The 24,290-nt window shown below is 64.0% G+C and carries 21 protein-coding genes; 9 read left to right on the top strand and 12 right to left on the bottom strand.

The window, feature by feature from the left end; genetic code table 11:
• Positions 1 to 6 precede the first annotated feature (6 nt).
• Positions 7 to 900 carry an ureidoglycolate lyase gene (locus PspTeo4_RS11735; RefSeq protein ID WP_322363921.1) on the top strand — a complete coding sequence of 298 codons (894 nt, stop codon included), beginning with the start codon at positions 7 to 9 and terminating at the stop codon, positions 898 to 900.
• A gap of 47 nt (positions 901 to 947) precedes the next feature.
• On the opposite strand, the gene PspTeo4_RS11730 is transcribed toward PspTeo4_RS11735, so the two are convergent.
• From PspTeo4_RS11730 to PspTeo4_RS11695, 8 genes are all read right to left on the bottom strand, one after another.
• Complete coding sequence (locus tag PspTeo4_RS11730; RefSeq protein ID WP_322363919.1) at positions 948 to 1,508, bottom strand: ankyrin repeat domain-containing protein; 561 nt, start codon at positions 1,506 to 1,508, stop codon at positions 948 to 950.
• A gap of 234 nt (positions 1,509 to 1,742) precedes the next feature.
• Complete coding sequence (gene katB, locus PspTeo4_RS11725) at positions 1,743 to 3,284, bottom strand: catalase KatB (RefSeq protein WP_322363918.1); 1,542 nt, start codon at positions 3,282 to 3,284, stop codon at positions 1,743 to 1,745.
• A 244-nt stretch (positions 3,285 to 3,528) separates the two neighbouring features.
• Positions 3,529 to 3,918: a RidA family protein gene (locus PspTeo4_RS11720; protein WP_322363917.1), complete on the bottom strand. Its 390-nt coding sequence runs from the start codon at positions 3,916 to 3,918 to the stop codon at positions 3,529 to 3,531.
• 28 nt (positions 3,919 to 3,946) lie between these two features.
• Positions 3,947 to 4,648 carry a DUF3726 domain-containing protein gene (locus tag PspTeo4_RS11715; protein WP_322364848.1) on the bottom strand — a complete coding sequence of 234 codons (702 nt, stop codon included), beginning with the start codon at positions 4,646 to 4,648 and terminating at the stop codon, positions 3,947 to 3,949.
• Positions 4,649 to 4,650: 2 nt separating this feature from the next.
• Positions 4,651 to 6,345, bottom strand: a complete 1,695-nt coding sequence (locus PspTeo4_RS11710; protein WP_322363916.1) for a hypothetical protein — start codon at positions 6,343 to 6,345, stop codon at positions 4,651 to 4,653.
• 26 nt (positions 6,346 to 6,371) lie between these two features.
• On the bottom strand, positions 6,372 to 7,922 hold the full coding sequence (locus tag PspTeo4_RS11705) for a BCCT family transporter (protein WP_322363915.1): 1,551 nt from the start codon (positions 7,920 to 7,922) through the stop codon (positions 6,372 to 6,374).
• 57 nt (positions 7,923 to 7,979) lie between these two features.
• Entirely contained in the window at positions 7,980 to 8,966 is a 987-nt protein-coding gene (locus tag PspTeo4_RS11700; protein ID WP_322363914.1) for a dipeptidase, read from the bottom strand.
• A 13-nt stretch (positions 8,967 to 8,979) separates the two neighbouring features.
• On the bottom strand, positions 8,980 to 10,422 hold the full coding sequence (locus PspTeo4_RS11695) for an aldehyde dehydrogenase family protein (protein WP_322363913.1): 1,443 nt from the start codon (positions 10,420 to 10,422) through the stop codon (positions 8,980 to 8,982).
• Positions 10,423 to 10,516: 94 nt separating this feature from the next.
• Between PspTeo4_RS11695 and PspTeo4_RS11690 the strand changes: the two genes are divergently transcribed.
• Entirely contained in the window at positions 10,517 to 11,404 is an 888-nt protein-coding gene (locus PspTeo4_RS11690) for a LysR family transcriptional regulator (RefSeq protein ID WP_322363912.1), read from the top strand.
• Between the two features lie 13 nt (positions 11,405 to 11,417).
• On the opposite strand, the gene PspTeo4_RS11685 is transcribed toward PspTeo4_RS11690, so the two are convergent.
• The 4 genes from PspTeo4_RS11685 to PspTeo4_RS11670 all read right to left on the bottom strand — a co-directional run bounded on the left by PspTeo4_RS11685 (position 11,418) and on the right by PspTeo4_RS11670 (position 15,538).
• A complete protein-coding gene (locus PspTeo4_RS11685; protein ID WP_322363911.1) occupies positions 11,418 to 12,359 on the bottom strand; it encodes a LysR family transcriptional regulator in 942 nt (313 codons plus the stop codon).
• 94 nt (positions 12,360 to 12,453) lie between these two features.
• Positions 12,454 to 13,977 (bottom strand): tripartite tricarboxylate transporter permease, encoded by a 1,524-nt coding sequence (locus PspTeo4_RS11680; protein ID WP_322363910.1) that lies wholly within the window; start codon positions 13,975 to 13,977, stop codon positions 12,454 to 12,456.
• The gene (locus PspTeo4_RS11675; protein WP_322363909.1) at positions 13,974 to 14,504 is read right to left on the bottom strand and encodes a tripartite tricarboxylate transporter TctB family protein; all 531 of its coding nucleotides are present in this window, start codon (positions 14,502 to 14,504) and stop codon (positions 13,974 to 13,976) included. The genes PspTeo4_RS11680 and PspTeo4_RS11675 overlap by 4 nt, the downstream gene beginning before the upstream one ends.
• 20 nt (positions 14,505 to 14,524) lie before the next feature.
• Positions 14,525 to 15,538, bottom strand: a complete 1,014-nt coding sequence (locus PspTeo4_RS11670) for a tripartite tricarboxylate transporter substrate binding protein (RefSeq protein WP_322363908.1) — start codon at positions 15,536 to 15,538, stop codon at positions 14,525 to 14,527.
• A 228-nt stretch (positions 15,539 to 15,766) separates the two neighbouring features.
• Between PspTeo4_RS11670 and PspTeo4_RS11665 the strand changes: the two genes are divergently transcribed.
• The 7 genes from PspTeo4_RS11665 (at position 15,767) to araD1 (ending at position 24,285) form a co-directional block, all read left to right on the top strand.
• A complete protein-coding gene (locus PspTeo4_RS11665; RefSeq protein ID WP_322363907.1) occupies positions 15,767 to 17,092 on the top strand; it encodes an MFS transporter in 1,326 nt (441 codons plus the stop codon).
• The gene (locus tag PspTeo4_RS11660; RefSeq protein WP_322363906.1) at positions 17,085 to 18,044 is read left to right on the top strand and encodes an amidohydrolase; all 960 of its coding nucleotides are present in this window, start codon (positions 17,085 to 17,087) and stop codon (positions 18,042 to 18,044) included. Before PspTeo4_RS11665 ends, PspTeo4_RS11660 begins: the two co-directional genes overlap by 8 nt.
• A complete protein-coding gene (locus tag PspTeo4_RS11655) occupies positions 18,041 to 19,054 on the top strand; it encodes a 4-hydroxythreonine-4-phosphate dehydrogenase PdxA (protein ID WP_322363905.1) in 1,014 nt (337 codons plus the stop codon). The genes PspTeo4_RS11660 and PspTeo4_RS11655 overlap by 4 nt, the downstream gene beginning before the upstream one ends.
• Positions 19,055 to 19,157: 103 nt before the next feature.
• Positions 19,158 to 20,408, top strand: coding sequence for an OprD family porin (locus tag PspTeo4_RS11650; RefSeq protein WP_322363904.1), 1,251 nt, complete (start codon positions 19,158 to 19,160; stop codon positions 20,406 to 20,408).
• A 307-nt stretch (positions 20,409 to 20,715) separates the two neighbouring features.
• A complete protein-coding gene (locus PspTeo4_RS11645) occupies positions 20,716 to 22,029 on the top strand; it encodes an MFS transporter (RefSeq protein ID WP_322363903.1) in 1,314 nt (437 codons plus the stop codon).
• Between the two features lie 31 nt (positions 22,030 to 22,060).
• Positions 22,061 to 23,236, top strand: a complete 1,176-nt coding sequence (locus tag PspTeo4_RS11640) for an L-lyxonate dehydratase (protein ID WP_322363902.1) — start codon at positions 22,061 to 22,063, stop codon at positions 23,234 to 23,236.
• A 53-nt stretch (positions 23,237 to 23,289) separates the two neighbouring features.
• Positions 23,290 to 24,285, top strand: coding sequence for an AraD1 family protein (gene araD1, locus PspTeo4_RS11635; protein ID WP_322363901.1), 996 nt, complete (start codon positions 23,290 to 23,292; stop codon positions 24,283 to 24,285).
• Positions 24,286 to 24,290 lie beyond the last annotated feature (5 nt).

Genomic DNA, 24,290 nt, shown 5'->3' with positions numbered 1-24,290 from the left:
CTACCCATGAAGTTGTTGCGATACGGCGAAAAAGGCAATGAACGTCCCGGCATGCTGGACACCCAGGGGCGCATTCGCGACCTTGGCGAGCAGGTGACGGACATCGCCGGTGCTGCGCTGACGCCCGAGGGCCTTGCCCGCCTGGCCAGCCTCGACCCTGCCAGCCTGCCGCTGGTGCCGGGCAACCCGCGTATCGGCGCCTGTGTCGGGCAGATCGGCAAGTTCATCTGCATTGGCCTGAACTACGCAGACCATGCCGCCGAGGCGGGCATGGCGGTGCCCAGCGAGCCGATCATTTTCAACAAATGGACCAGCGCGGTGTGCGGGCCGAACGATGATGTCGAGATTCCCCGTGGCTCGAGCAAGACCGACTGGGAAGTGGAGTTGGGCGTGGTGATCGGCAAGGGCGGGCGCTACATCGATGAAGCCAATGCCCTGGAGCACGTCGCCGGTTACTGCGTGATCAACGATGTGTCGGAACGTGAGTGGCAACTGGAGCGCGGCGGGACTTGGGACAAGGGCAAGGGGTTCGACACCTTCGGGCCAATCGGGCCCTGGCTGGTGACCCGTGATGAAGTGGCCGACCCGCACAATCTCGACCTATGGCTGGAGGTGGACGGCAAGCGCTATCAGCAAGGCAACACCCGAACCTTGATCTTCCGTATTCCACAGATCATCGCCTACCTGAGCCGCTGCATGAGCTTGCAACCGGGCGATGTGATTTCCACCGGCACTCCGCCGGGTGTCGGCATGGGGATCAAACCGGTGCCGGTGTTCCTGCGCCCGGGGCAGGTCATGCGGCTGGGTATCGAAGGCCTTGGCGAGCAGCGTCAGTTCACGGTGTCTGAAGCACAGGTTGAAAGCGCCTCAGGTGAGCGGCTTGGTCTCTGTGGGCGGTAATCCATAAGCAAGTTTGCAACGAGGGCATGGCGCCCCACATACGCCTGTCAGTGGGGCGCCGCCGTACCGATGACTTCACCTTGGCGAAGGCTTTGCACGCTGTTGCCCATGGCGTCTTTGGCCTCAAGGTCTGCGCCCTGTGCCTTCAGGGTGTCCAGCAATGCCGTGCGCTGGAACAGGGCCGCATACATGGCGGCGGTCTGCCCTGAGGCATTGCGCTGGTCAGGGTTGCACTTGGCATCGAGCAGGCGCCGGGCAATCTGCAGCTCGCCTTTGAATATCGCCCCCATCAGTGCGGTGTTGCCCCGACGGTCCTGGGCGCAAGCGTCCGCGCCTGCTGCCAGCAATTGTTCAACCGCGTCGCGCTGGCCGTGATAGGCCGCCAGGATCAGGCCGGTGTAGCCCTTTTCATCGCGGGTATCCAGTGGGTAGCCCGCCTGGATGAATTCGTTGAGCATCGCCTGATCACCCCGGCGCGACGCGTCGAAAAAATAGTCGCGCAAGCGATGCTCGACGTCACTTTGCTGTACTTGCAGCGGCTGCGGTTCCACTGCCAGGGCCGCTAGGCTTGGCAGGCCGATGAAGGCCGCGAACAGCCATTTGTACATGGCGATTACCTCAATTCGAATGAAAAGCGGGCCCCCAAACCTAATGCTTGTCAGTTAAGTCAGTGGGACCGCTTTGCGGTCCATCGCAGGCTTCGCCAGCTCCCACGGATTGAGTGCGCTTCTTGAAACATGCATCTCATCTGTGGGAGCTGGCGAAGCCTGCGATGGGCTGCAGAGCAGCCCAATTACCTTAACTGACAGGCATTAGCCCTCAAGCCCGCTCAATTGATGCGATCAGTCCTGCAGCTTGGCTGCCAGCTGTTGAACGCGTTTGAGGTCTGCCTTGGCCACTTTGGCCAAGCCGGTGCCATAGTCGCTATCGGCCTTGTAGAAGAAAGACAGCATGATGTAGCGGCTCTCTTCATCAGTAACGGCCAGCGATTCACCCAGGCTGTTGATCAGGTCGGTCTGTTCCTTCCTGCTGTAGGAGCGGAACAGTTCGCCGGTCTGCTTGAAGTTCTGCTCACGCTGGATCTTCACCTGCTGGGTGCTGCCGACCAGCGGGGTGGAAACGTAGCGGGCGCTGGCTTGCTCTTCACGCGGTTGCAGGCGGCTTGGCTGGTAGTTCACACCGCTGGTTGCATGACCGGCGTTGGCTTGGCCGTCCTGGTTGATGTTGTTCACCGGGATGCGTGGCTGGTTGACCGGCAGGCTCAGGCCGTTGACGCCGATGCGGTACATCTGGGTGTCGGCATAGGCAAACAGGCGGCCTTGCAGCAGGCGGTCCTCGGAAGGCTCGATGCCAGGCACCAGATTCGACGGCGCCATCGCCACCTGCTCGGTTTCCTGGAAGAAGTTGCCGACATTGCGGTTCAGCACCATCTGACCGATCTTGCGCTCGGGTACGTTCGGCCAGATCTTGGTGGCATCCAGCGGGTCGAAGTCGAACTTGGCCAGGTCTTCAGGTTTGAGCACCTGAATGTACAGGTCCCACTTGGGGAACTGGCCTTTGTTGATTGCGCTGACCAGGTCGTTGGTCATGTGGCTGTAGTCGCGGCCCTGAATCTTTTCGACTTCTTTCGGGTCGAGGTTCTTCTGACCTTGCAGGCTCTTCCAGTGGAACTTCACGTAGTGCACTTCGCCCTGGCTGTTGACAAGCTTGTAGGCATGCACGCTGTTGCCATCCATTTCGCGGTAGCTGGCCGGTGTGCCCTCGTTGGAGTACAGCAGGGTCAGGGTGCGGGTGGCTTCTGGCACATGGGAGAAGAAGTCGAAGCGACGGGAGTCGTCATCGAGGTTGGTGCGCGGGTCCGGCTTGAAGGCGTGGACCATGTCCGGGAACTTGATGGCGTCGCGAATGAAGAAGGTCGGGAAGTTGTTGCCAACCAGGTCCCAGTTGCCTTCTGCGGTGTAGAACTTGGTGGCAAAGCCACGCGGGTCGCGCAGGGTTTCCGGCGAGTGGGTGCCGTGAACCACGGAAGAGAATCGGACGAAGACGGGGGTCTTTTCACCCTGGCGGAAGACTTTGGCGATGCTCAGGTCGCTGATGTCGGCGCTGGCGGTGAACTCACCATGTGCCCCGGTGCCACGGGCGTGTACCACGCGCTCTGGAATGCGTTCGCGGTCGAAGCGCTGGAGCTTTTGCAGCAGGTTGGCGTCTTGCAGCAGCACCGCGCCGTTGGGGCCTGCAGTCTGCGAGTTCTGGTTGTCACCCACCGGAGCACCGCTGTCGCGGGTCAGCGTCGCCGCGTGGACGGACATCGACAGCACGCTGGTGGCGAGGGTGGCTGCAACCAGCAGGCGGCCAGGTTGGAAAAAGCGTAGAACAGGGACCATTCGAGAACTCCTTACAGCTCAAAATCAGGCGTTTGGATATGCCTGAAAAGCATAACGAGCCTTACCGGAGTGCCTAAATTGACACTGTGCATAAGCACGATAATTAATTTTAATTTAGTTCTTTATGCTCAATTGGCATATGTGTCCGCTGTCGATTGATTCACCACGCCTGCTCAGCACACATGTGCCGCACATGCCTTTGAGTTTTGCAGCACGGCGGCCATGAGCACCTAGGTCGCGCTGATCAACTGGGTTCGCTCAACGGAATGCAGGCGTAGACCACCAGCTCCACCAGCATCTCTTCCCGGGCCAGCCCGGCGACCACGACGGCCGCGCGGTTGGGGTAGGGCGCCTGGAAATACTCGGCATAGACGGCATTGACCGCCGCCAGGTAGCTACGGTCGGTTACATAGATCAGCACCTGGGTCACGGCATCCAGCGAACTGCCTGCGGCTTGCAGGGTATGGCACAGGTTGTCCAGGGTCTGGCGTGTCTGGGCCTCGATGCCACCGGGCACCACCTGGCCCTGGGCGTCGATGGGAATCTGTGCGGTGTAGAGCGTGCCGTTGCCGACGACGGCCCATTCCAGCGGGGCCTTGGAGGCGAACAGCTCGGTCTTGATGGCGTACTTCATGAGTGGGTTCCTGAGTAAGCGGGGCGGGTCAGTCGGCGTCGTTGCCGGCACCGGCGCCATGGCGGCGGGAGGCATCGGTGCTTTCGACCAGGATGTTGTCGGCCAGCTGCTTGAGCCGTTGCCAGGTCTGCTCGCTGATGGTGAAACCCTCGGCCAGCGTGGCCTGGGCATTGGCAGGCGACGTCGTGCTGACGCACCGGGCCGGGCGGCTGAACGACACGCTGATGCCTTGCTCGACGGCGTCGTCAGTGCAGGGTTGTTCTTCGCAATGCAGCGTGGGGCGGTTGGCACCCGCGTTGAAGGTGGCGATGTGGCGCAGGCGGGCATCGCCCCAGTGGGCCTGGACATCCAGGCCCAGCTCGGCGGCACGGCTCAGTTGGCCCAGCAACAACACGCGGTTGTGGCAATGGCGGATCCGCAGTAGCGCCTGCCCACTTTGCAGGGCCTTGGCCAGCGCCAGTTCCACCGCGGTGGCGGCGCAGCGCAACACGCTTTGGCCGTTGGCGTCGATCACCAGCAGGCTGTCATCCTCGTAGCTCAGGCTGAAGGACTGATCCGCTTCGCGCTGCAGGTAGTCCAGCGCCTTCTCCAGGGTGCCGATGCCATCGAGCCCTTGCAGTTGCAACCAGCCCACCAGCTCGGCGGCATCCTCGCAGTCGCCAGCGGCAAAGCCCATGCCTTCGAAGGCCTTGCGACACATCACCTGAATTTCGTTGAGCGAGATGCGCATGGTCATTGATCTCCCGTCGGCATGACCGCAAAGTTCCAGTCATCCGCGAACGGCTGACCTATGTCGCTGACCAGTGGAGCCCCCTGGAACAGCGTGATGCGTACCCAGCGGCTGGATTTGGGGTCGAACTTGCCGGCGCCGAAGAACGCCAGTTTGCAGCGCAGCAGGTGGATCGGCAGCATGTCGTGGGCCAGCAGGTTGGCGCGGATCTCGCCGTAGTGGGACAGCGCCATGCCTTGCAGGCGGCGTACCGTGCCTTTGAGCGCCGGCTGCGCAATCAAGAAGTGCGCGGTCAAGGCCTGTGGCTGCAGGCGCAGGTGCGCAAGCACGGCAGCATGGCAACGTTGAATGTTGCGGGCGATACCCAGTTGCATCTCCTTTTCGGCGCCCGGTTCCTCGGCACGCATGCCCAGGCGGGGTTCTTCCTTTTCGGCCGAGCGATACCAGAAGAAGTGCTCGGCCTGCACATCGCTGAAGTCATGGGCCAGCGCCCAGTCATACTGGTGCTCGATCAGTTCACGCAATTGCGTCAACGGCATCTGTGCGTCCAGGTGCCAGCTTTCGACCACCCCCATCTGCTCGGCCAGCGGTGTGACGTGTTCGGGATACAGCTCCAGCAGCACGCTCGCCAGTAATTCCTGGCAGCCCACGCCAGCGTGCGTCTCGCTCCAGGCAAACAGGGTCTGCCAGAGGTTAACCCGGCAGGGCTGGCCTTCCAGCCAGGCCGCCAGGGCGTCCATTTCAGCCAGCGTCTGCTGGTTCTGGTCATGCTGACGTTGGTCTTCGGTCTGGCTTTGGCTCAGGTGCTGGCGGGCGCGTGCCAGCAAGGTATGAAGGCGGGCCAGGCGCGTGGGTTCGGCCGGTTGCGCCAAGGCCAGGGCCAGGGCGGTTTCCCGGGTGCTGACCCAGCGCTCCACCAGTTGCGGGTGATTGATCAGAAACGGCGCCATGCCCAACCCGGTGGCGTTGCCGACCCCCAGGTAGCGTTGCAGCGCCGGGGCCAGCTTCACTGCCCGTTGTGGGGCAAGGGCATGGGCCATGTGCTCGATCTGCTCGATACTGAAGTGCCGCAGCAGGTACACGGTGAACATCTGCGCGCTGAACGGCTGGCTGAAATCATCGTTGCCCTGCAGGCAGCCGAAATCGGCGATGCCAAACTTGCCGTTGCCATAGACGGCGGTGGTGCGATACAGGTAGCCCACCTCGGCCAGCTGGTGCGGGTCTGGCTGGTTGCCTTCGGCCAAAGCGGCCAGAAACCGGTCGAAGTTGCGCAGGCTGCGATTGGCCCGGGACAGCACCAGCACGCGGGCATCGAAGCGGCCGGCCTCTTGCAGCGGCACGTTGCGCTGCAGGTCGGCCAGCTGCGCCGCGTCGACATCACCGGCGACCAGCACGAACGTCACGTCCCACTGGTCGGCGATGACCCGGTCACTGCGTTTTTCCGGCGGCAGGTAGGCCGAGAAGATCACGCAGTGGTAATGGGCATTCGGCGTGTCGATGCGGTAGATGGCGGTGCCGAAGCCCTCGCCATCGAGGTCGAAGCGGCTGCGCTGGATCTGCCAGCGCTGGTTCATCATCCGCCGCATGCTGCTGCGCACGAAGCTCAGCGGGCTCTGGAAGTGGCTGCCCAGCCGGGCCAGGTCCATGACCTGGCAGGCAGGGCGCAACGCAGGCGTTGCAGGCACGGTGTCGGACATTGTTGTTATACCTGGATGCATGTTGTTCAGACGCCTTGTTCGCGGGCCATGTGCCGGGCGATGCGCACCGCATCCCACAACGCCGGCAGTATCACCAGCGACACCGGCACCGCGGTGATGACAATGAAGGACTGCAGGGCCGTCACACCGCCCGCACCGATGGTGATCAGCACCACCGCCGCCAGGCCCATGCCGATGGCCCAGAAGCCGCACAGCCATTTTTTCGGTTTGTCGCTGCTGGACATCGCCAGCGCCACGGTGAAGGCCATGGCATCGCCGTTGGTGGCCACCGAGATGAAACTCAGGAACAGGAACAGCGCGCTGATCAGGCCGCCCAGCGGCAGGTTCTGCGTCACACCCAGCAGCAGGTCTTCCGGCTGGGCGCCATGGGCGGTGACGATGCCGGGCGTTTGCAGCTCAAGGCCGATTCCGGTACCACCGACCACGGTGAACCAGAACATGGTCACCAGCGGCGCGATGATCGACAGCGTCATGATGATCTCGCGAATGGTGCGGCCACGCGAGATGCGGGCGACATACAGCGCGACCATGGGCGCATAGCCGATGAACCAGCCCCAGTAGAACACCGTCCACCAGTCCAGCCACTTGGGGTCGGCGCGGAACATCGCCAGCGGGATGAAGTGCTCCACATGCAGGGCGAAGGCCGACGGGAAGCCGCCGAGAATGAACAGGGTCGGCCCGAACACCACCATGAACAGTGCCAGGCCAAGCATCAGCCAGACGTTGATCTCGCTAACGAAGCGGATGCCCTTGAGGCCCACCAGGCAGGAGACGGTGTACATCAGGGTGACCAGGACGATGGTCAGCGACTGGGTGACCAGGTCGTTGGGCAGGCCCCATACCGCATGCAGGGCGCTGCTGATCTGCAGGCCGAGGAAACCGATCGGGCCGATGGTGCCGGCGACCACCGCGATGATCGAGGTGGCGTCGGCCAGGGTGCCGATCGGCCCCTTGAGGGCGCGTTCACCGAACAGCGGGTAGAGCAGAGTACGCGGGGCCAGGGGCAGGCCCTTGTCGTAGTGCAGGTGCATCAGCACGATGGCCAACAGGCTGCCGAGCACCGCCCAGGCCAGGAACCCCCAGTGCACGAAGGACTGCGCCAGGGCTGCGGTGGCTGCGGCTTCGCTGTGTGGCTGCACGCCGGCGAAGAACGGCGGTGGGCTGGCGAAGTGCATCAAGGGCTCGGCGGCGGCCCAGAAGGCACCACCCCCGGCCAGCAGCGCGCACATGATCACCGCGATCCAGTTGAAGGTGCTGATGTCCGGGCGCTGCGTCACGCCGCCGAGGCGCACCCGGCCGCATTTCGAGAAACCGATGGCCAGGCTCACCACGAAGGTCGCCAGCATCAGGACTTGCCAGTACAGGCCAAAGGCCTTGGTTGACCAGGCGAACAGGGTGTTGACCAGCGCCGACACCGCGTCGATGTCGACCAGGGCGGCAACCAGGAACGCGCCGAGGAAACCGCCGCTGATCACGAACAGCGGCCAGTCGATGTCCCGCGCCAGCGGCAGGCCCATGGCCTGGCCTTCAGCCTGCAGGGTGGTTGGGTTTTTCATGAAGCCTCCGGAACCTGCGATTGTTGTTATTGTTCATGCTGTCCGTGCAGGAAAGTGTCAGGCCTGCGCCGGGGTGGCGGTCTCCAGCAGGCGCAACCAGTTCAGTCCCATGATCTTGCGTACATCGTCTTCGGCAAAGCCGCGAGCGCGCAGGCCCTGGGCGATGTTGGGGAAGTCGCGGCTGTCGCGGAACCACTGCAGCGGTGCCGGCCAGTTGGCGTTGTCCTTGCTGCCTTCGCCATAGTCTTTGTCTTTGCTCCAGCGGCCGTTGCGCATCCACTCCAGTACCGACAGCGGCTGCGCCTGGCACAGGTCGGTGCCGATGCCGATGTGTTCGACGCCCATCAGGTCGGCAGTGCGCGCGACCATGTCGCAGAAGCTCTCCAGGCTGCACTCCGAGGCCCCTTTGAGGTGGAAGGGGTAGGTGCTGAAACCCAGCAGCCCGCCGGACTCGGCGATGCCACGCAGCACCGCGTCGGACTTGTTGCGCTTGGCGGCATGGAAACTCGACGGGTTGGCGTGCGAAACGATCACCGGCCGTGTGGACAGCTCGATGGCTTCCAGGGTGCTGCGCTCGGCGCTGTGGGACATGTCGATGAGCATGCCCACCCGGTTCATCTCGGCAATCACCTGACGGCCGAAACGGCTGATGCCATTGTCTTCCTGTTCGTAGCAACCGCTGGCCAGCAGGCTCTGGTTGTTATAGGTGAGCTGCATGACGAACACACCCAGCTGGCGGAACACTTCCACCAGGGCGATGTCATCTTCGATCGGCGAGCAGTTCTGGAAACCGAAGAAAATCCCCACCCGGCCTTCTTCCTGGGCCAGGCGGATATCGCTGGCCGAACGCACCGGACGGATAAACTGCGGCCAGGTCTCGAAGCGGCGGTTCCATTCGCCGAGACGCGAGAGGGTCTCGCGGGCGTTCTCGTGGTAGGCGATGGTGGCGTGCACCGCGCTCAGGCCCCCAGCCTGCATCTGCTGGAAGATTTCCGGGCTCCAGTTGGAGTACTGCAAGCCATCGATCATCAGTAAGTCTTGCATGGCGCGCACTCCTTCAAGGCCGCACGTAGGTGGTCTTGACCACGGTGTAGAAATCGCGGGCGTACTGCCCCTGTTCCCGAGGGCCGAAGCTGGAGGCTTTGCGGCCGCCGAACGGCACGTGGTAATCGGTGCCGGCGGTGGGCAGGTTGACCATCACGCAGCCGGTCTGGGCACGGCGCTTGAACTCGCTGGCGTGGCGCAGGGACTGGGTGATGATGCCGGCGGTGAGGCCGTACTGAGTGTCGTTGAGCGTCGCCAGTGCCTCTTCGAAGTCGCTCACGCGGATCACGCAGGCGATTGGCCCGAACACTTCCTCGCGGTTGATGCGCATGTCGTTGCGGCTGTCGATGAACAGTGCCGGGCGCATGTAGAAACCGTCGGTTTCAAGCTGCAAGCGTTCGCCGCCCTCGACCAGGGTGGCGCCTTCGGCCTGGGCCAGGCGCAGGTACTCGAGGTTCTGCTCCAGCTGGCGGGCCTCGGCCACCGGGCCGATCTGCACGCCGGGTTCCAGGGCATGGCCGACCTTGAGCTGGCGCATGCGCAGGCGCAAGGCTTCGACGAAGCGGTCATGAATGGCGTCGCAGACGATCAGCCGAGAAGACGCGGTGCACTTCTGGCCGGTGCCGAAGAAAGCGCCATTGAGTGCGCACTCCACGGCCAGGTCGAGGTCGGCGTCGTCCATCACCACCAGGGCATTCTTGCTGCCCATCTCCAGCTGGCAGCGCACCAGATTGCCTGCGGTGGCGACCGCCACCTGACGGCCGGTGGCCAGTGAGCCGGTAAAGGTCAGGGCGTCGATCTCGGCCGAGTTCACCAGGGTTTCGCCGACGCTGGCGCCGCTGCCCATTACCAGGTTGAAGGTGCCGTTGGGCAGGCCTTGGCGGCTGATGATTTCGGTCAGTGCCCAGGCGCTGGCCGGCACCAGGTTGGCCGGTTTGAACACCACGGCGTTGCCGAAGGCCAGGGCCGGGGCGATCTTCCACGCAGCAGTGGCCATGGGGAAGTTCCAAGGTGTGACGATACCCACCACACCCACCGGTTCGCGATGCACTTCGATGTCGATGCCGGGGCGCACGGAGGCAGCGGTTTCGCCCATCTGGCGCAGCACTTCGGCGGCGTAGTAGTGGAAGAACTGGCCGCTGCGGGCGACTTCGCCGATGCCTTCGGCCAAGGGTTTGCCTTCTTCACGCGAGAGCAACTGGCCGAGTTCTTCCTTGCGGGCGATCAGCTCGTCACCGATGGCCATCAGCACTTGCTGGCGCGCCTCAAGGCCAGTGCTGGCCCAACGCGGTTGCGCGGCACGGGCGGCCTGGATGGCCTGGCGGGTCTGCTCGGCGCTGGCCTGGTGGTAGTTGCCGATCAGGTCGCGGGTGTCCGAGGGGCTGTGGTTGGCGACCGTGGCGTGACCTTCGCACCACTGGCCATCGATGTAGTTCTTGTAGGTATTGAGTGACATGGATGAAGCCTCTGATTGCCTGGCTGTCATCTTGCTAGCAATATGGTGCAAAATAAAATTAATAAAAAAAATGCTTTGATAAGGAACGCTAACCATGTTGCCCGAGTTGAAGATCACCCAACTGCGCTACTTCGTGCTGGTTGCCGAACTCAAGAGCTTCCACGCTGCGGCCCGCCAGGCCTGTCGTACCCAGCCGGCGGTGTCGCTGGCGGTGCGTGAGCTGGAACAGAAACTGGGCCAGGCGCTGGTGGAGAAGGGCGGCGGGCGGGTCGAGCTGACGCCGTTCGGCGAGCATTGCCTGCCGTTGTTCCGAGGCCTGGTCGAGCATCACGACCGTATTTCCCGCGAGACCACTATGCTGGCCCGGCATGAAATCGGTCAGGTCAGCATTGCCACCGTGCCTTCGGTGGCCAGCCGGTTGCTGCCTGAACCGCTGGCGCGTTTCGTGGCCGAACACCCGAACGTGCAAGTGAGTATCCAGGACGGCACGGCAGAGAGCGTCCAGCAACTGTTGGCGCAGGGGCAGGTGGACTTTGCCATCAGCAGCCTGTGGGTGGCCGACGAGCAGGTCGAGTTCTGGCCAATGCTCAATGACCAGGTGGGCGTGGTGTGCCGCGTCGATCATCCGCTGGTGCAGCAGGGCGCGGCGCTGCACTGGCCGCAGTTGCAGGGTATGCCGATGATCCGCAATGGTACTTCACGGCTGCTTGAAGGCACTGACGCAGAGGGCTTGCTGGAGCACAGCCGGCTGTTCGTCTCCAACATGATTTCGCTGATCGCGATGTTGGAGCAGGGCGTAGGGGTCAGTACCTTGCCTTACCTGGCGTTTCCCCAGGAGAACAAGAAACTCGCCTTTCTGCCGCTGGCCGAACCCAAGGTGGAGCGGCGCATCGGGATGCTGGCACGAAAAGGGCGGAGCCTGTCGCCTGCGGCACAGGCCTTGATGACCTTCCTGAAGGGGCAATTGCCCAAGGCCGAGTGAACAGTATCGTCGCTCACACCGACCGTTCCTGCTCCGCATGCACCGCTGCCATGAACGTCTGCATCGCCGACGAATGCACGCGGTTGCGTCGGGTAATCAGGCCATACGGCGGCAGCCGCGGCTCAAGTTGAATGGGTAATACCGCCAGCAAGTGACGCCCCGGGTAGTCATCGACCACCGAACGCGGTGTGATGCCGATCATGTCGGTCTGCTGCAACAGAGACAGCAAGGTCATGATCGAGGTGGTCTCGACGATGCTGCTGGGCAGGTCGATTCGGGCATTATGGAACGCCTGGTTGACGATGGTGCGCATCGGGCTTGGGTGCTGCTGCAGCACCCAGGTCATGTCCTGCAACTCGGTCCAGACGAGTTTCTTCGCTTTGGCCAACGGGTGCTGGGCGCCGGTGATCACGCACAGTTCTTCTTCGCCCAGGCTGTCGAACTGCAAGTCATCAGTACGCGCATTGCTGGGGATGCGCCCCAGCACCACATCCAGCTGGTCTTGTTGAAGGGCTTGCACCAGCACATCGCTGGTGTCGACCTGCAGGCTCATCGACAGGCGCGGGTGGCTTTGCTTCAGGGTGGCGATGGTGCGGGTCAGCAGCCCGGAGGCCAACGCCGGAATGGCGCCGATGGTGACCCGGCCCAGGTTGCCGGACTCCAGGGCGACCATTTCCTCACGCATGCCCGACAGCTCGGCGAAGATCATCCGCGCATAGTAGATCAGCGTCTCGCCGAACGGCGTGGGGCGCATGCCGCGGGCCAAGCGCTCGAACAGCTCGACCCCGAGCAGGTCTTCGGCTTCGTGCAGCATCTTGGTGGCGGCGGGTTGGGTCATGCCGATCTCTTCGGCGGCGCGGCGCAACGATCCCAATTCATCCAGTGCCAGCATCAGGCGCAGTTGCCGCAAGCGCAGGCGGCTGTGGATGATGTTGGCGTCGGGGATGCGGGACATGGTCTGGCTCATGGTCATGGGGGGACCCAAGATTGACAAGAAACGGAGGAGGGCGCCAGCCGTGCGGCGGGATACCCTCCGCACGGCGTTGGGGTCAGGCGATGTGGCGTGCCGGCTTGCGCCCGAGCACGCTGCGCAGGCCCGCGACACCTTTGGCCAGCAGCGGCCAGAACAGCATCACCAGGGCCGCGCAGGTCAGGCTGCCCACCAGCGGGTTGGACCAGAAAATCGACAACTGCCCGTCGGAGAACAGCATCGACTGGCGGAACGCATCCTCGGCCTTGTCACCCAGCACGGCAGCCAGCACCAGCGGGGCAATCGGGTAGCCGAGCTTCTTGAACAGATAACCCAGGGCGCCGAACACCAGCATCAGGCCGACGTCGGTCATAGAGTTGTGCACCGAGTAGGCGCCGATGGCGCAGACCATGATGATGATCGGCGCAATGATCGAGAACGGAATGCGCAGGATCGAGGCGAACAGCGGCACCGTGGCCAACACCACGATCAGGCTGACGACGTTGCCCAGGTACATGCTGGCGATCAGGCCCCAGACGAAGTCGTGCTGCTCGACGAACAAGGTTGGCCCAGGATGCAGGCCCCAGATCATCAGCCCACCGAGCATCACCGCCGCCGTTGCCGAGCCGGGAATACCCAGGGTCAGCATCGGCAGCAGCGCGCTGGTGCCGGCGCTGTGGTCGGCGGTTTCCGGAGCGATCACACCTTCCACTTCGCCACTGCCGAAGCGCTCGCGGTTCTTCGAGAAGCGCCGGGCCAGGCTGTAGCTCATGAACGACGCAGCGGTTGGCCCGCCAGGGGTCACGCCCATCCAGCAGCCGACCAGCGCGCTGCGCAACCAGGTCAGCCAGTAGCGCGGCAACTTGGCCCAGGTACGCAGGATCACCATCGGCGTGATGCGTGCCCGTTCGCCGCGAAACACCAGGCCTTCCTCCACGGTGCAGAGGATTTCGCCGATGCCGAACAGGCCGATCACCGCAACCTCGAAGCTCAGCCCCGACAGCAGCCAGGGTTGCTCGAAGGTCAGGCGCAGCTCGCCGGAGACGGTGTCCATGCCGACCGCCGCCATGCCGAAACCGATCATCATCGCCACCACTGTCTTCAACGGCGGGTTCTTGCTCAGGCCGATGAAGGTGCAGAACGCCAGCAGGTAGACCGCGAAGAACTCCGGCGAGCTGAACTCCATGGCGAACTTGGCGATGTGGGTGGACAGGAAGGTGAGCAGCAGTACGCCTACCAGGGCACCGAGCAGCGCCGAGGTGAAGGCAGCTGTCAGGGCCTCGCCGGCCTGGCCGTTGCGGGCCATCGGGTAGCCGTCGAAGGTGGTCGCCACCGATGAAGGCTCGCCGGGGATGTTGAACAGGATCGAGGTGATCGACCCGCCGAACAAGGCCCCCCAGTACATGCACGACAGCAGGATGATCGCCGACACCGGCTCCATGGTGAAAGTCAGGGGCAACAGCAGGGCAACGCCATTGGGCGCACCCAGCCCCGGCAGCACGCCGACCAGAATGCCCAGCAGCACGCCAACCACCATCAAGCCCAGGTGGTGGGCGGTGAGGATCAGGCTCATGCCCTGCATCAACGAGTCGATTTCACTCATGGCCGCAGCCCTCCCAGGTAGCTCGCCAGGTCACCCAGCACGCCGGCCTGCAGCGGCACCTTGAACCACAGGGCGAAGATCAGGTAACTGGCCAGTGCCGCGCCACAGGAGACCACCGCGATGGTCAGCCAGCGGTGGCCCTGGCCGGCCTTGCGCGCACGCCACATGAACCAGGCGATGAACAGCACCGAGGCCAGGTAGATGCCGGTGAAGGGCATGGCGGCCACGTACAGGGCAATCGGCACGAACACGGCCAGCACCTGGCGAAACGCCTGGCGCCCGACGAAGGCTTCGGCCATGGCCTGGCGTCGCACCAGGGCCAGCAGCAGGTTGCCGACGCTGGCGGCACTGAGCAGCAGGCCGATATAGAACGGGAAGTAGCCCGCTTCCGGGCCGGCATCGCCCCAGCCGATGCCGATGGCCAGGCTGCCGTACATCAACGTGCCGCCCAGTGCGGCGGTGAACAGGGCCAGGCCGATTTCCACCCAGCGGGTGGCAACCAGCGGCGTATCTGCAGTGGTGGACATGGTGTTTTCCCTCGCGGCAGTCACTGGCGCAGCCAGCCGGCGTCCTTGAACAGCGGGATCACCCGCTCACGGTCCTGCTCGATATAACTCACCAACGCCTGGCCTTCGAGGAAGGTCGGGGCCAGCGCCGAGCGCTCGATGTAGGCCTTGAACTCGGGGGTCTGGCTGACCTTGCGCAGCAGATCGACATAGAACGCGCGCTGCTCGTCGCTGATTGCGCCAGGCAGGAACACGGTGCGCGGGAACCGGTATTGCTCGATGGCCAGGCCCTGTTCATGGCAGGTGGGGATGTCGGCCCAGGACTGTTCTGCGGCGACCTTTTCGCGGTAGATCATGCGCTCGCGGCTGAACACGCACAGCGGCCGAACCTGGCCACCGCGCCACTGGCTGAGGCTTTCGGCAGGGTTGTTGAGGTTGGCGGCGATGTGTTTGCCGGCCAGCTGGATCGAGGCCTCGCTGCCGCTCTTGAAGGGAATGTAGGTGAGCTTGCTGCCGACCTGCTGGCCAATCAGCAAGGCCAGGGTCTGGTCGACGTCCTTGGACTGGCTGCCGCCGAAGCGCATCTTGCCGGCATTGCCGGCCAGTGCGCCCTTGAACGCGGCGGCGTCGTTCCATGGGGCATCCTGGTAGGTCCAGAGGATGAAATCGTCCTCGGCGACAGCGGCCACCGGGGTCAGGTCGGTCCATTGGTAGCCCAGCTTCGCCACCAGCGGCAGCAGGTACACGTTGTTGGTGCCGATCACCAGCTTGTGCGCATCGCCCTGTGCCAGCTTCATGTCGAGGAAGGCTTCGGCACCGTTGCCGCCACCTTTGTTGAGGACCACGGTGTTGACGTCCAGCAGGTGATGCTGGCTGATCGCTTGCTGGATCAGTCGAGCCAGCTGATCGGTGCCGCCGCCCGGGCCACCGGCGACGACGATCTCGACGTTCTTCTCGGGTTTCCAGGTGTCGGCGAGGGCGGGCAGGGCGGTGGCGCAGAGCAAGCTGCAGCCGGCCAGGAACGACGAAAGATGACGCGCGTAGGCGTTTCGCATGGGTGACCTCTTTGTTGTCTTTGTTATGGGTCACCGAAGTGTGCGAAGGGAACCGATAAGCGTCTACTCAAAGTTACGCATACATCGATAGCCCAGGGTTATACCTGAGCGATAACCCCAGGCAATGGCTGTATGAGCAGCTTTGATTAGACGGTTATCGTTTCCGTGGCCATAGTGGCGCTACCGGACATCACCGGATCACAACAATAACAAGCAGAGGTACCTCCCATGGCTCAGGCACATCCCCCTGTGCTGCACGCGGGGCACTCAGCCGACCATACCGTCGCGCTGAAGGCCAGCAACGTGCGCTGGCGCATCTTCGCCATCATCTTTGCCCTGACGGTGATCAACCTGATCGACCGTGTCTCGTTGTCCATCGCCATGCCCACCATTGCCGCGGAGTTCGAGCTTTCGCCCAGCATGCAGGGTTTGATCCTCAGCAGTTTCTTCTGGGCCTACGCCTTGTTGCAGATTCCCGGCGGCTGGCTGATCGACCGCTTCGGCCCGCGTCGGGTGATTGGCTGGTCGACCGGCCTGTGGGGGGCCTTCCAGACCCTGGCGGCCTTCGCCACCGGCGGCTTGTCGCTGATGTTCGCCCGGGTTGCCCTGGGTGCGGCGGAGGCGCCGTTGTTCCCCTCGGGCGGCAAGCTCAATTCGTTGTGGCTGGGTGCCAGCGAACGCAGCCGTGGCGCCGTGCTGATGGATTGCGGCGGGCCGCTGGGGGCGGCGCTGGGCGGGCTGATCATCGCCTATTTGATCGCGGTGCTCGGCTCTTGGCGCATCGCCTTCTTCGTTGCCGGCCTCGCCACCCTGGCCATGGCCTGGCTGGCCTGGCATTACCTGCGTGACAACCCCGCCGAGCATGCCGCGGTCAACGCCGCCGAGCTTGAGAAAATCAACGACGGCCGTGCCGTGCCGGTGGCCGAAGCCGCGCGGCAATCGGCCAAGGGCCTTGGCATCGCACCACGCTCGCTGACCGGCATCCTGCTGGGCCGCGCCAGCTGGGCGATGGTGTTTTTCGGCCTGTTGACCTGGGGGCCGAGCTACCTGGCCCATGCCCGTGGCTTCGATATCAAGGGCATCGGCGCCGCCACGTTCATCATCTTCCTGTGCGGCGCGGTGGGGTCGCTGGTCGGTGGCTTCCTTTGCGACACCTTGATCCGCAAGGGCGTGCGCCGTGGTCTGGCGGCCAAGGGCCTGCTGACGGTCTCGGGGCTGGTGGCGCTGTGCGCATTCCTGCTGTTGCCTGGCCTTGCTAATGCCTATGCGGCGGTGGCGTTGCTGTCGCTGACCGCCTTCTTCCTGATGTGGGGCAGCCTGTACTGGAGCTTCCCCGCGCTGCTGGCCGCCCCGTCGCGGGTGGGGCTGATCGGCGGGGTGATGAACATGGCCGGCAGCCTGGGCGGCATTGTCGTGCCGATTCTGGTCGGTGTGCTGCTGCAGCACCTGGGTGGCTACCCGGCAGTGCTTGGCTTCTTTGCCCTGTGCTCGGCGCTGTTCATCGTCGGCACATTGTTGATCGCGCTGGACAAGACTGAGGTAAACCATGGCTGAGATCTACGACGGGCCAATCGTCGATGCCCATCATCATTTCTGGGACCCCGTGAACAACCCCCACCCGTGGCTGTCGGGCAGTGAGAACATCCCGTTCCGCTACGGTGACTACAGCGCCATCAAGCGCCGTTATTTCCCCGAGGACTATTTCGCCGATGCCGGCCGGCATCAGGTGGTCGAGACGGTGTACGTGGAGACCGAATGGGACCCGCGCGACCCGGTGGGCGAAACCCGTTTCATCCATGAGCTGGCGGCGCGTTACGGTGCGCCCAACGCCGTGGTGGCCCAGGCCTGGCTTGATGCCCCGGATGCCGCCGAGGTACTGGCGGCCCAAGCGGGCTTCCAGCGGGTTCGCAGCGTGCGCCACAAACCGGGCGGCCCGACCCGGCCCGACGAGGTGGGGCGCTCACACAGCCTGATGAGTGATGTGCAGTGGCGCCAGGGTTATGCCGAATTGGGGCGCCATGGCCTGCACTTCGACTTGCAGACACCTTGGTGGAACCTCGATGAGGCGGCCCGCTTGGCGCAGGACTTTCCGGGCACCTTGCTGATTCTCAACCACGCCGGGCTGCCGTCGGACCGTAGTGCCCAGGGCCTGGCCGACTGGCAGGCGGCGATGGCGCGATTCGCCCAGTGCGAGAACGCCGTGGTGAAAATCTCCGGCATCGGCCAGGCCGGCAGGCCGTGGCGTGCCGAGGACAATGCCTGGATCGTGCGCCAGGTCATCGACCTGTTCGGCAGCGAGCGGGCGATGTTTGCCAGCAACTTCCCGGTCGATGGCCTGTGCGGCAGCTTCGACGACATCTATGGCGGCTTCAAACGCATTGTCGCCGACCTGCCGCATGCGGCCCAGGAACAGCTTTTCTACCGTAACGCGCGGCGCATCTACCGCACCGTGCCCGACACCCTGCGCCATGCCCAGGTGTCGCCCGACATGAGGACCCCCGCATGAGCAAGCAACCCCTCCCACGCCTGGCCATGGTACTCGGTGACCCGGCCGGTATCGGCCCCGAGCTGATCGCCCGCCTGCTGGCCGAACCCGAGGTGCGGGGCAAGGCGCAGGTGGTGCTGATCGCCGACGAACAGGAAATGCGCCGCGGCATGCAGATTGCTGGCTGCGAATTCCCCTATCGGCGCATCGCCACGCTCGACGAGCTGGATTTTGCCGACGACACGCCGTTGCTGTTCCCCTATCGCGGCGCCGCCGAGGGCGACTTCCCTCGCAGCGAAGCCAGCGTGATTGGCGGGCGCTACAGCCTCGACACCCTGGCCGTGGCACTGGAACTCACCCAGTCGGGCAAGACCGACGCCATCCTGTTCGGCCCGTTGAACAAGACCTCGTTGCACATGGCCGGCATGGGCCACAGCGACGAGCTGCACTGGTTTGCCGAACGCTTGAACTTCACTGGCCCGTTCTGCGAGTTCAACGTGCTCGATGCCCTGTGGACCTCGCGGGTCACCTCCCACGTGGCCCTGGCCGAGGTGCCGGGCATGCTCAGCCAGGCGCGGGTGCTCGAAGCCATCGGCCTGATCGACACCGCGCTCAAGCGCAGCGGCCTTGAGCGTCCACGCATCGGTGTGTGCGGCCTGAACCCGCACAACGGTGACAACGGCAGCTTTGGCCGCGAAGAACTGGACATCATCGGCCCGGCGGTGCAGGTGGCCCGTGAGCGTGGGATCGATGCCGACGGCCCTTACCCAGGTGACACCATCTTCCTGAAAGTGCAGGGCGATGCCCAGGCCTTCGATGCGGTGGTGACCATGTATCACGACCAGGGCCAGATCGCCATCAAGCTGATGGGCTTCTCCCGTGGCGTCACCGTACAGGGCGGCTTGCCGATTCCGATTACCACCCCGGCCCACGGCACTGCGTTCGACATCGCGGGCCAGGGCAAGGCCAATGTCGGTGCAACCCGGCAAGCCTTCGAGATTGCCTGCCGCATGGGGCGCAACGCCCGCTGAGTGCCTGGCGGCCTCGTCCGGGGCCGCTTCTTCCTGCTTTCAACCGCGCCTGGAGCCTATTGGCTCCATGGCTCGCATAACCCTGCAAAAAGGAAAAACAACAATGACAAAAGCCTTTTCCCACCTGCTGACCGCCAGCGCCATGACGCCGCTGCTGCTGGCCTGCCTGCCGCAAATGGCCAATGCCGAGGGGTTTGTCGACGACGCCAGCGTCACCCTTGGCCTGCGCAACCTGTACTTCAATCGCGATTTCCGCCAGCCCGGTGCCGCGCAATCGAAGCAGGAAGAGTGGGCCCAGGGTTTTCTCCTGCAAGCCAACTCGGGCTATACCGCCGGGCCGTTGGGTGTGGGGGTCGACCTGCTTGGCCAGTTGGGCGTGAAGCTCGACAGCAGCCCGGAGCGCAGCGGCTCAGGGCTGCTGCCTCGGCACGCCGATGGACGGGCCGCGGATGAGTTCTCGCGGGTGGGTCTGGCACCCAAACTGCGGTTTTCGAAGACCGAACTCAAGGTCGGCGAGCTGATGCCCGAGTTGCCGATACTGCTGCGCAACGACGGGCGCCTGCTGCCGCAGACGTTCCAGGGCGGCATGCTCAGCTCGAAAGAAATTGTCGGCCTGACCCTGCAGGCCGGGCAGATGCGTTCGCTGAGCCAGCGTAACTCCACCGACCATGAGGACCTGTCGGTGGACGGCCGAGGCGGCGTGTTCGCCGACCGCTTCGACTACCTGGGCGGTGACTATCGCTTCAATGCCGAGCGTACCCAGGTAGGGCTGTGGCAGGCCCGACTGCAGGACATCTACCGGCAGACCTACTACAGCGTCAGCCACAAGCAGAAGGTGGGGGACTGGACCCTGGGCGCCAATGTCGGGTTGTTTACCACCGAGGAGGAGGGTAGCGCCGACCTGGGCGACCTGGACAACCGTGCTTTCACCAGCTTCGTCAGTGCCAAACGCGGCGGACATACCTTTGGCGCGGGGTACCAGCGCATGTATGGCGACGACGGCATGATCTACATCGCTGGCACCAGCACGCCCTTGATCAACGACATCCAGGTGCGCAACTTCACCACGGCAGGGGAGCGCTCCTGGCAGGCGCGCTACGACTACGATTTCGTCGCTCTGGGCATTCCAGGCCTGGCGCTGATGGCCCGCTATGCCAGCGGCGACCATGCTCAGGTTGCTGGCGGTAACGACGGCCAGGCCTGGGAGCGCGACCTGGATATCACCTACGTGATTCAGGATGGGCCGCTGAAGAATCTGGGCGTGCGCTGGCGCAATGCGGCGGTGCGTTCCAACCATGTGGCCGATGTGGATGAGAACCGGCTGATCCTGACTTACACGCTGAAGTTGTTGTAAGCGATTCGATGGCCTCATCGCCGGCAAGCCGACTCCCACATGTATTGCAGTGATCTTAAGGCCGACGCGGTCCATGTAGGAGCCGGCTTGCCGGCGATAGGGCCCGTACAGGCCCCTTGAATGCCATGCCCAGGCGATAACTCCAGAGCCAACGAAGCAGCAAAAGGTATTACCCCAGGCTATCGATGGATACGCATAAGTGATTATCCACCCGAGCCGCCCCCCTCTAAAGTCGCCCCTACACCAACAACAAAAAGCCCGCCCCAACGCTTCACCGGGCGATCAAGGCAAAAACGGGGAAACCTCCATGAGCGATCACGCCAGCTCTTTGGCTTCGGCCATTTCCACCAGCCGCGCGCGGCTACTGCCCTTCCTGATTCTGATGTACGTCCTGGCCTTCATCGACCGCGCCAACGTCGGTTACGCCCGTGCCTTCCTGCAGGCCGACACGGGCTTGAGCGACGCCGCCTTCGCGTTCGGCGCAAGCATCTTCTTCATTGGCTACGCCTGCTTCGAAGTACCCAGCAACCTCATGCTGCACCGCCTGGGCGCCCGCGTCTGGCTGTGCCGGATCATGGTTACCTGGGGCCTGGTCAGCTCGGCGATGATGTTCGCCGACAACGCCACCACCTTCTACGTGCTGCGCTTCTTGCTGGGCATCGCCGAAGCGGGCTTCTTCCCCGGCATCATCCTCTACCTCACCTACTGGTTCCCGGCACGCAGCCGCGCCCAGGCGCTGGGCCTGTTCTACTTCGGCCTGCCACTGGCGCTGGTGTTGGGTGGCCCGTTGTCGGGCTGGTTGCTGGAGTTCCATGACGTGTTCGGCCTGCGCAACTGGCAGTGGCTGTTCGTCGTCGAAGGGCTGCTGGCTTCGCTGGTGGGTATCGCCGCCTACTTCTACCTGGTTGACCGCCCACGCCATGCCCGTTGGCTGAGCGATGCGCAGAAACAGGCGCTGGAAGGCCAGATCGCCGCGGAAGATGCGCAGAAGCAGGCCCAGGGCCCCCATGGCTTCCTCGGTGCGCTGCGCAACGGCCAGGTGATGAAGTTCTGCCTGGTGTACTTCACCGTGCAGATGAGTGTGTACGGCGTGGTGTTCTACCTGCCGACGCGCATCGCCAGCTTCCTCGATGGCCAGGTGGGCCTGAATGTCGGCCTCTATACCGCCATCCCTTGGACCTGTGCCCTGGTGGTGACCCGCCTGGTGACGCGCTACGCCGACCGCACCGGGCTGCACCGTCAGCTGGCGGTGGCCATGCTGGCGATGGCCGCGCTGGGCATCGCGGCCTCGGCACTGGCTGGCAGCCTGGCCCTGGTGGTGCTGGCGTTCTGTTTCGCTGCTGCCGGTTTCGTCGCCGTGCAGCCGCTGTTCTGGACCTTGCCCACCGGTTACCTGAGCGGCGCCGCCGCAGCCAGTGGCATCGCCCTGATCAACTCCTTGGGCAACCTCGGCGGCTTCGTCGCGCCGAACCTCAAGACCCTCACCGAAACCCTGTTCGCCGACCCGCGCGCTGGCATGTTCGCCCTGGCCGTGGTGGGTGTGCTGGGCGCCTGGTTGTTGTCCCGACTCAAGTCTTCCCGAACCACGCCCACCGCGCTGGAACCTGCGCAGGTTGGCTGATCAACACATTGCAGTGAGAGGAACTTCAAGCATGAAAATCAAATCTGTCCGTACCCGCGTCTTCGAATGGAAAGGCAAGGTCGTACCGCCCCAGGCGCATTTTTGCACCAACGCCAGCGACATCCTGTTCGAACGTGGCGATGCCATGGGCTCGTTCCGCTTCCACGGCTGGCTGGTGGTCGAGATCGAGACCGACACCGGCATCGTCGGCATCGGCAACTGCGCCCTGGCACCGCGGGTGGCCAAGGAAATCATCGACCTGTACCTGGCGCCGATCTGCATTGGCGAAGACCCCTTCGACAACGAGTACATCTGGCAGAAAATGTACCGCCGCACCCATGCCTGGGGGCGCAAGGGCATCGGCATGGCGGCCATCTCGGCGGTCGACCTGGCGATCTGGGACATCATGGGCAAGGCGGTGAACAAGCCGGTGTTCAAGCTGCTGGGCGGGCGCACCAAGGAAAAGATCTGGACCTACGCCTCCAAGCTGTACGCCAACGACAACCTCGACCTGTTCCTGGAAGAAGCCCAGGGCTACCTCAACCAAGGTTTCACCGCACTGAAGATGCGCTTCGGCTATGGCCCCAAGGACGGCCCGGCCGGCATGCGCCGCAACATCGAGCAGGTCCGTGCACTGCGTGAGCTGGCTGGCCCGGATGTCGACATCATGCTCGAGTGCTACATGGGCTGGACCCTGGAGTACGCCCGCCGGATGCTGCCAAAACTCGCCGAGTTCGAGCCGCGCTGGCTGGAAGAGCCGGTGATTGCCGATGACATCGAAGGTTATATCGAGCTGAAGAAGATGGGCATCATGCCGATCTCCGGCGGCGAGCACGAATTCACCGGGCATGGTTTCAAGGACCTGCTGGAGCGCCGAGCGGTGGACGTGATCCAGTACGACACCAACCGTGTCGGTGGCATCACCGCCGCACGCAAGATCAACGCCATGGCCGAGGCCTGGTCGGTGCCGGTCATCCCCCATGCCGGCCAGATGCACAACTATCACCTGACCATGGCCAGCACCGCGTCGCCGATGGCCGAGTTCTTCCCGGTGTTCGACGTCGAGGTCGGCAACGAGTTGTTCTACTACGTGTTCAAGGGCGAGCCGCAACCGGTGAATGGCTACATCCAGCTGGATGACAACCTGCCGGGCCTGGGCCTTGAGATCTCCGAGGAATACCTCAAGGACTTCAACATCATCGAATGAGTGCGCGGGGCACCACCGCGCGGTGGTGCCCGGCCTGGCAAGGAGAACGACACATGCGGTTGATTCAATTCGAAGACGTGGCTGGCCAGCGACGGGTCGGGGTGGTGGAAGGCGCTCAGGTACACACGGTGCTTGGCACTGTCAGCACCCGTGAGCTGGCCCTGGCGGCAATTCGCGCCGGCCATGGCCTGGTGCAGGAAGTACTGGCCCGCGGCACCGAGGCCGGCCCGGAGTACGCCGGGTTGCTGGAGGCGGGCAGGGTGCTGCCGCCACTGGACCACGAAGACCCGGCCCACTGCCTGGTCAGCGGAACAGGCCTGACCCACCTGGGCAGTGCGGCGACCCGCGACAAGATGCACCAGCAGGGCGATCAGGACGAAGCGGCCTTGACCGACACCATGCGCGTCTTCAAGTGGGGCCTTGAGGGTGGCAAGCCGCAGGCCGGCGAGGTCGGGGCGCAGCCGGAATGGTTCTACAAGGGTGACGGCAGCATCGTCGTGCGCCCCGGTGCCGACCTGCCGCTGCCGGCCTTCGCCGAAGATGCCGGTGAAGAGCCGGAGCTGGTGGGCCTGTATGTCATCGGCGAAGACGGTGTGCCCTATCGCCTGGGCTATGCCCTGGGCAACGAGTACTCCGACCATGTGATGGAGCGGCGCAATTACCTGTACCTGGCTCATTCCAAGTTGCGCGCCTGCGCCTATGGCCCAGAGCTGCGCGTGGGCGAGCTGCCGGCCCATCTGGAAGGGCGCAGCCGCATCCTGCGCAATGGCGAAGTGCTGTGGGAGCGTGAGTTCCTGTCGGGTGAGCAGAACATGTGCCACAGCCTGGAAAACCTGGAGTTCCACCACTTCAAGTACGGCCAGTTCCTGCGCCCGGGCGATGTCCATGTGCATTACTTCGGCACTGCCACCTTGTCATTCGCCGACGGCATCAAGGCCGCACCGGGCGATACCTTCGAGATCGCCGTCACTGAATTCGGAGCCCCCCTGCGCAACGGCATCGTCGCGCAGCACGCACCATTGGTGCCGGGGTCTGTCGCCATTCTCTGAGGCTC

Source organism: Pseudomonas sp. Teo4 (genome assembly GCF_034387475.1).
Taxonomy (GTDB): Bacteria; Pseudomonadota; Gammaproteobacteria; order Pseudomonadales; family Pseudomonadaceae; genus Aquipseudomonas.
The sequence above is the reverse complement of the archived record's forward strand: the minus strand, read 5'-3'. Positions and strand labels throughout refer to the sequence as shown.

Bases quoted from the DNA above. Each gene is read 5' to 3' on its own strand.
- PspTeo4_RS11735 (WP_322363921.1), top strand. From the start codon at position 7: ATGAAGTTGTTGCGATACGGCGAAAAAGGCAATGAACGTCCCGGCATG.
- PspTeo4_RS11730 (WP_322363919.1), bottom strand. From the start codon at position 1,508: ATGTACAAATGGCTGTTCGCGGCCTTCATCGGCCTGCCAAGCCTAGCG.
- katB (WP_322363918.1), bottom strand. From the start codon at position 3,284: ATGGTCCCTGTTCTACGCTTTTTCCAACCTGGCCGCCTGCTGGTTGCA.
- PspTeo4_RS11720 (WP_322363917.1), bottom strand. From the start codon at position 3,918: ATGAAGTACGCCATCAAGACCGAGCTGTTCGCCTCCAAGGCCCCGCTG.
- PspTeo4_RS11715 (WP_322364848.1), bottom strand. From the start codon at position 4,648: ATGCGCATCTCGCTCAACGAAATTCAGGTGATGTGTCGCAAGGCCTTC.
- PspTeo4_RS11710 (WP_322363916.1), bottom strand. From the start codon at position 6,345: ATGTCCGACACCGTGCCTGCAACGCCTGCGTTGCGCCCTGCCTGCCAG.
- PspTeo4_RS11705 (WP_322363915.1), bottom strand. From the start codon at position 7,922: ATGAAAAACCCAACCACCCTGCAGGCTGAAGGCCAGGCCATGGGCCTG.
- PspTeo4_RS11700 (WP_322363914.1), bottom strand. From the start codon at position 8,966: ATGCAAGACTTACTGATGATCGATGGCTTGCAGTACTCCAACTGGAGC.
- PspTeo4_RS11695 (WP_322363913.1), bottom strand. From the start codon at position 10,422: ATGTCACTCAATACCTACAAGAACTACATCGATGGCCAGTGGTGCGAA.
- PspTeo4_RS11690 (WP_322363912.1), top strand. From the start codon at position 10,517: ATGTTGCCCGAGTTGAAGATCACCCAACTGCGCTACTTCGTGCTGGTT.
- PspTeo4_RS11685 (WP_322363911.1), bottom strand. From the start codon at position 12,359: ATGTCCCGCATCCCCGACGCCAACATCATCCACAGCCGCCTGCGCTTG.
- PspTeo4_RS11680 (WP_322363910.1), bottom strand. From the start codon at position 13,977: ATGAGTGAAATCGACTCGTTGATGCAGGGCATGAGCCTGATCCTCACC.
- PspTeo4_RS11675 (WP_322363909.1), bottom strand. From the start codon at position 14,504: ATGTCCACCACTGCAGATACGCCGCTGGTTGCCACCCGCTGGGTGGAA.
- PspTeo4_RS11670 (WP_322363908.1), bottom strand. From the start codon at position 15,538: ATGCGAAACGCCTACGCGCGTCATCTTTCGTCGTTCCTGGCCGGCTGC.
- PspTeo4_RS11665 (WP_322363907.1), top strand. From the start codon at position 15,767: ATGGCTCAGGCACATCCCCCTGTGCTGCACGCGGGGCACTCAGCCGAC.
- PspTeo4_RS11660 (WP_322363906.1), top strand. From the start codon at position 17,085: ATGGCTGAGATCTACGACGGGCCAATCGTCGATGCCCATCATCATTTC.
- PspTeo4_RS11655 (WP_322363905.1), top strand. From the start codon at position 18,041: ATGAGCAAGCAACCCCTCCCACGCCTGGCCATGGTACTCGGTGACCCG.
- PspTeo4_RS11650 (WP_322363904.1), top strand. From the start codon at position 19,158: ATGACAAAAGCCTTTTCCCACCTGCTGACCGCCAGCGCCATGACGCCG.
- PspTeo4_RS11645 (WP_322363903.1), top strand. From the start codon at position 20,716: ATGAGCGATCACGCCAGCTCTTTGGCTTCGGCCATTTCCACCAGCCGC.
- PspTeo4_RS11640 (WP_322363902.1), top strand. From the start codon at position 22,061: ATGAAAATCAAATCTGTCCGTACCCGCGTCTTCGAATGGAAAGGCAAG.
- araD1 (WP_322363901.1), top strand. From the start codon at position 23,290: ATGCGGTTGATTCAATTCGAAGACGTGGCTGGCCAGCGACGGGTCGGG.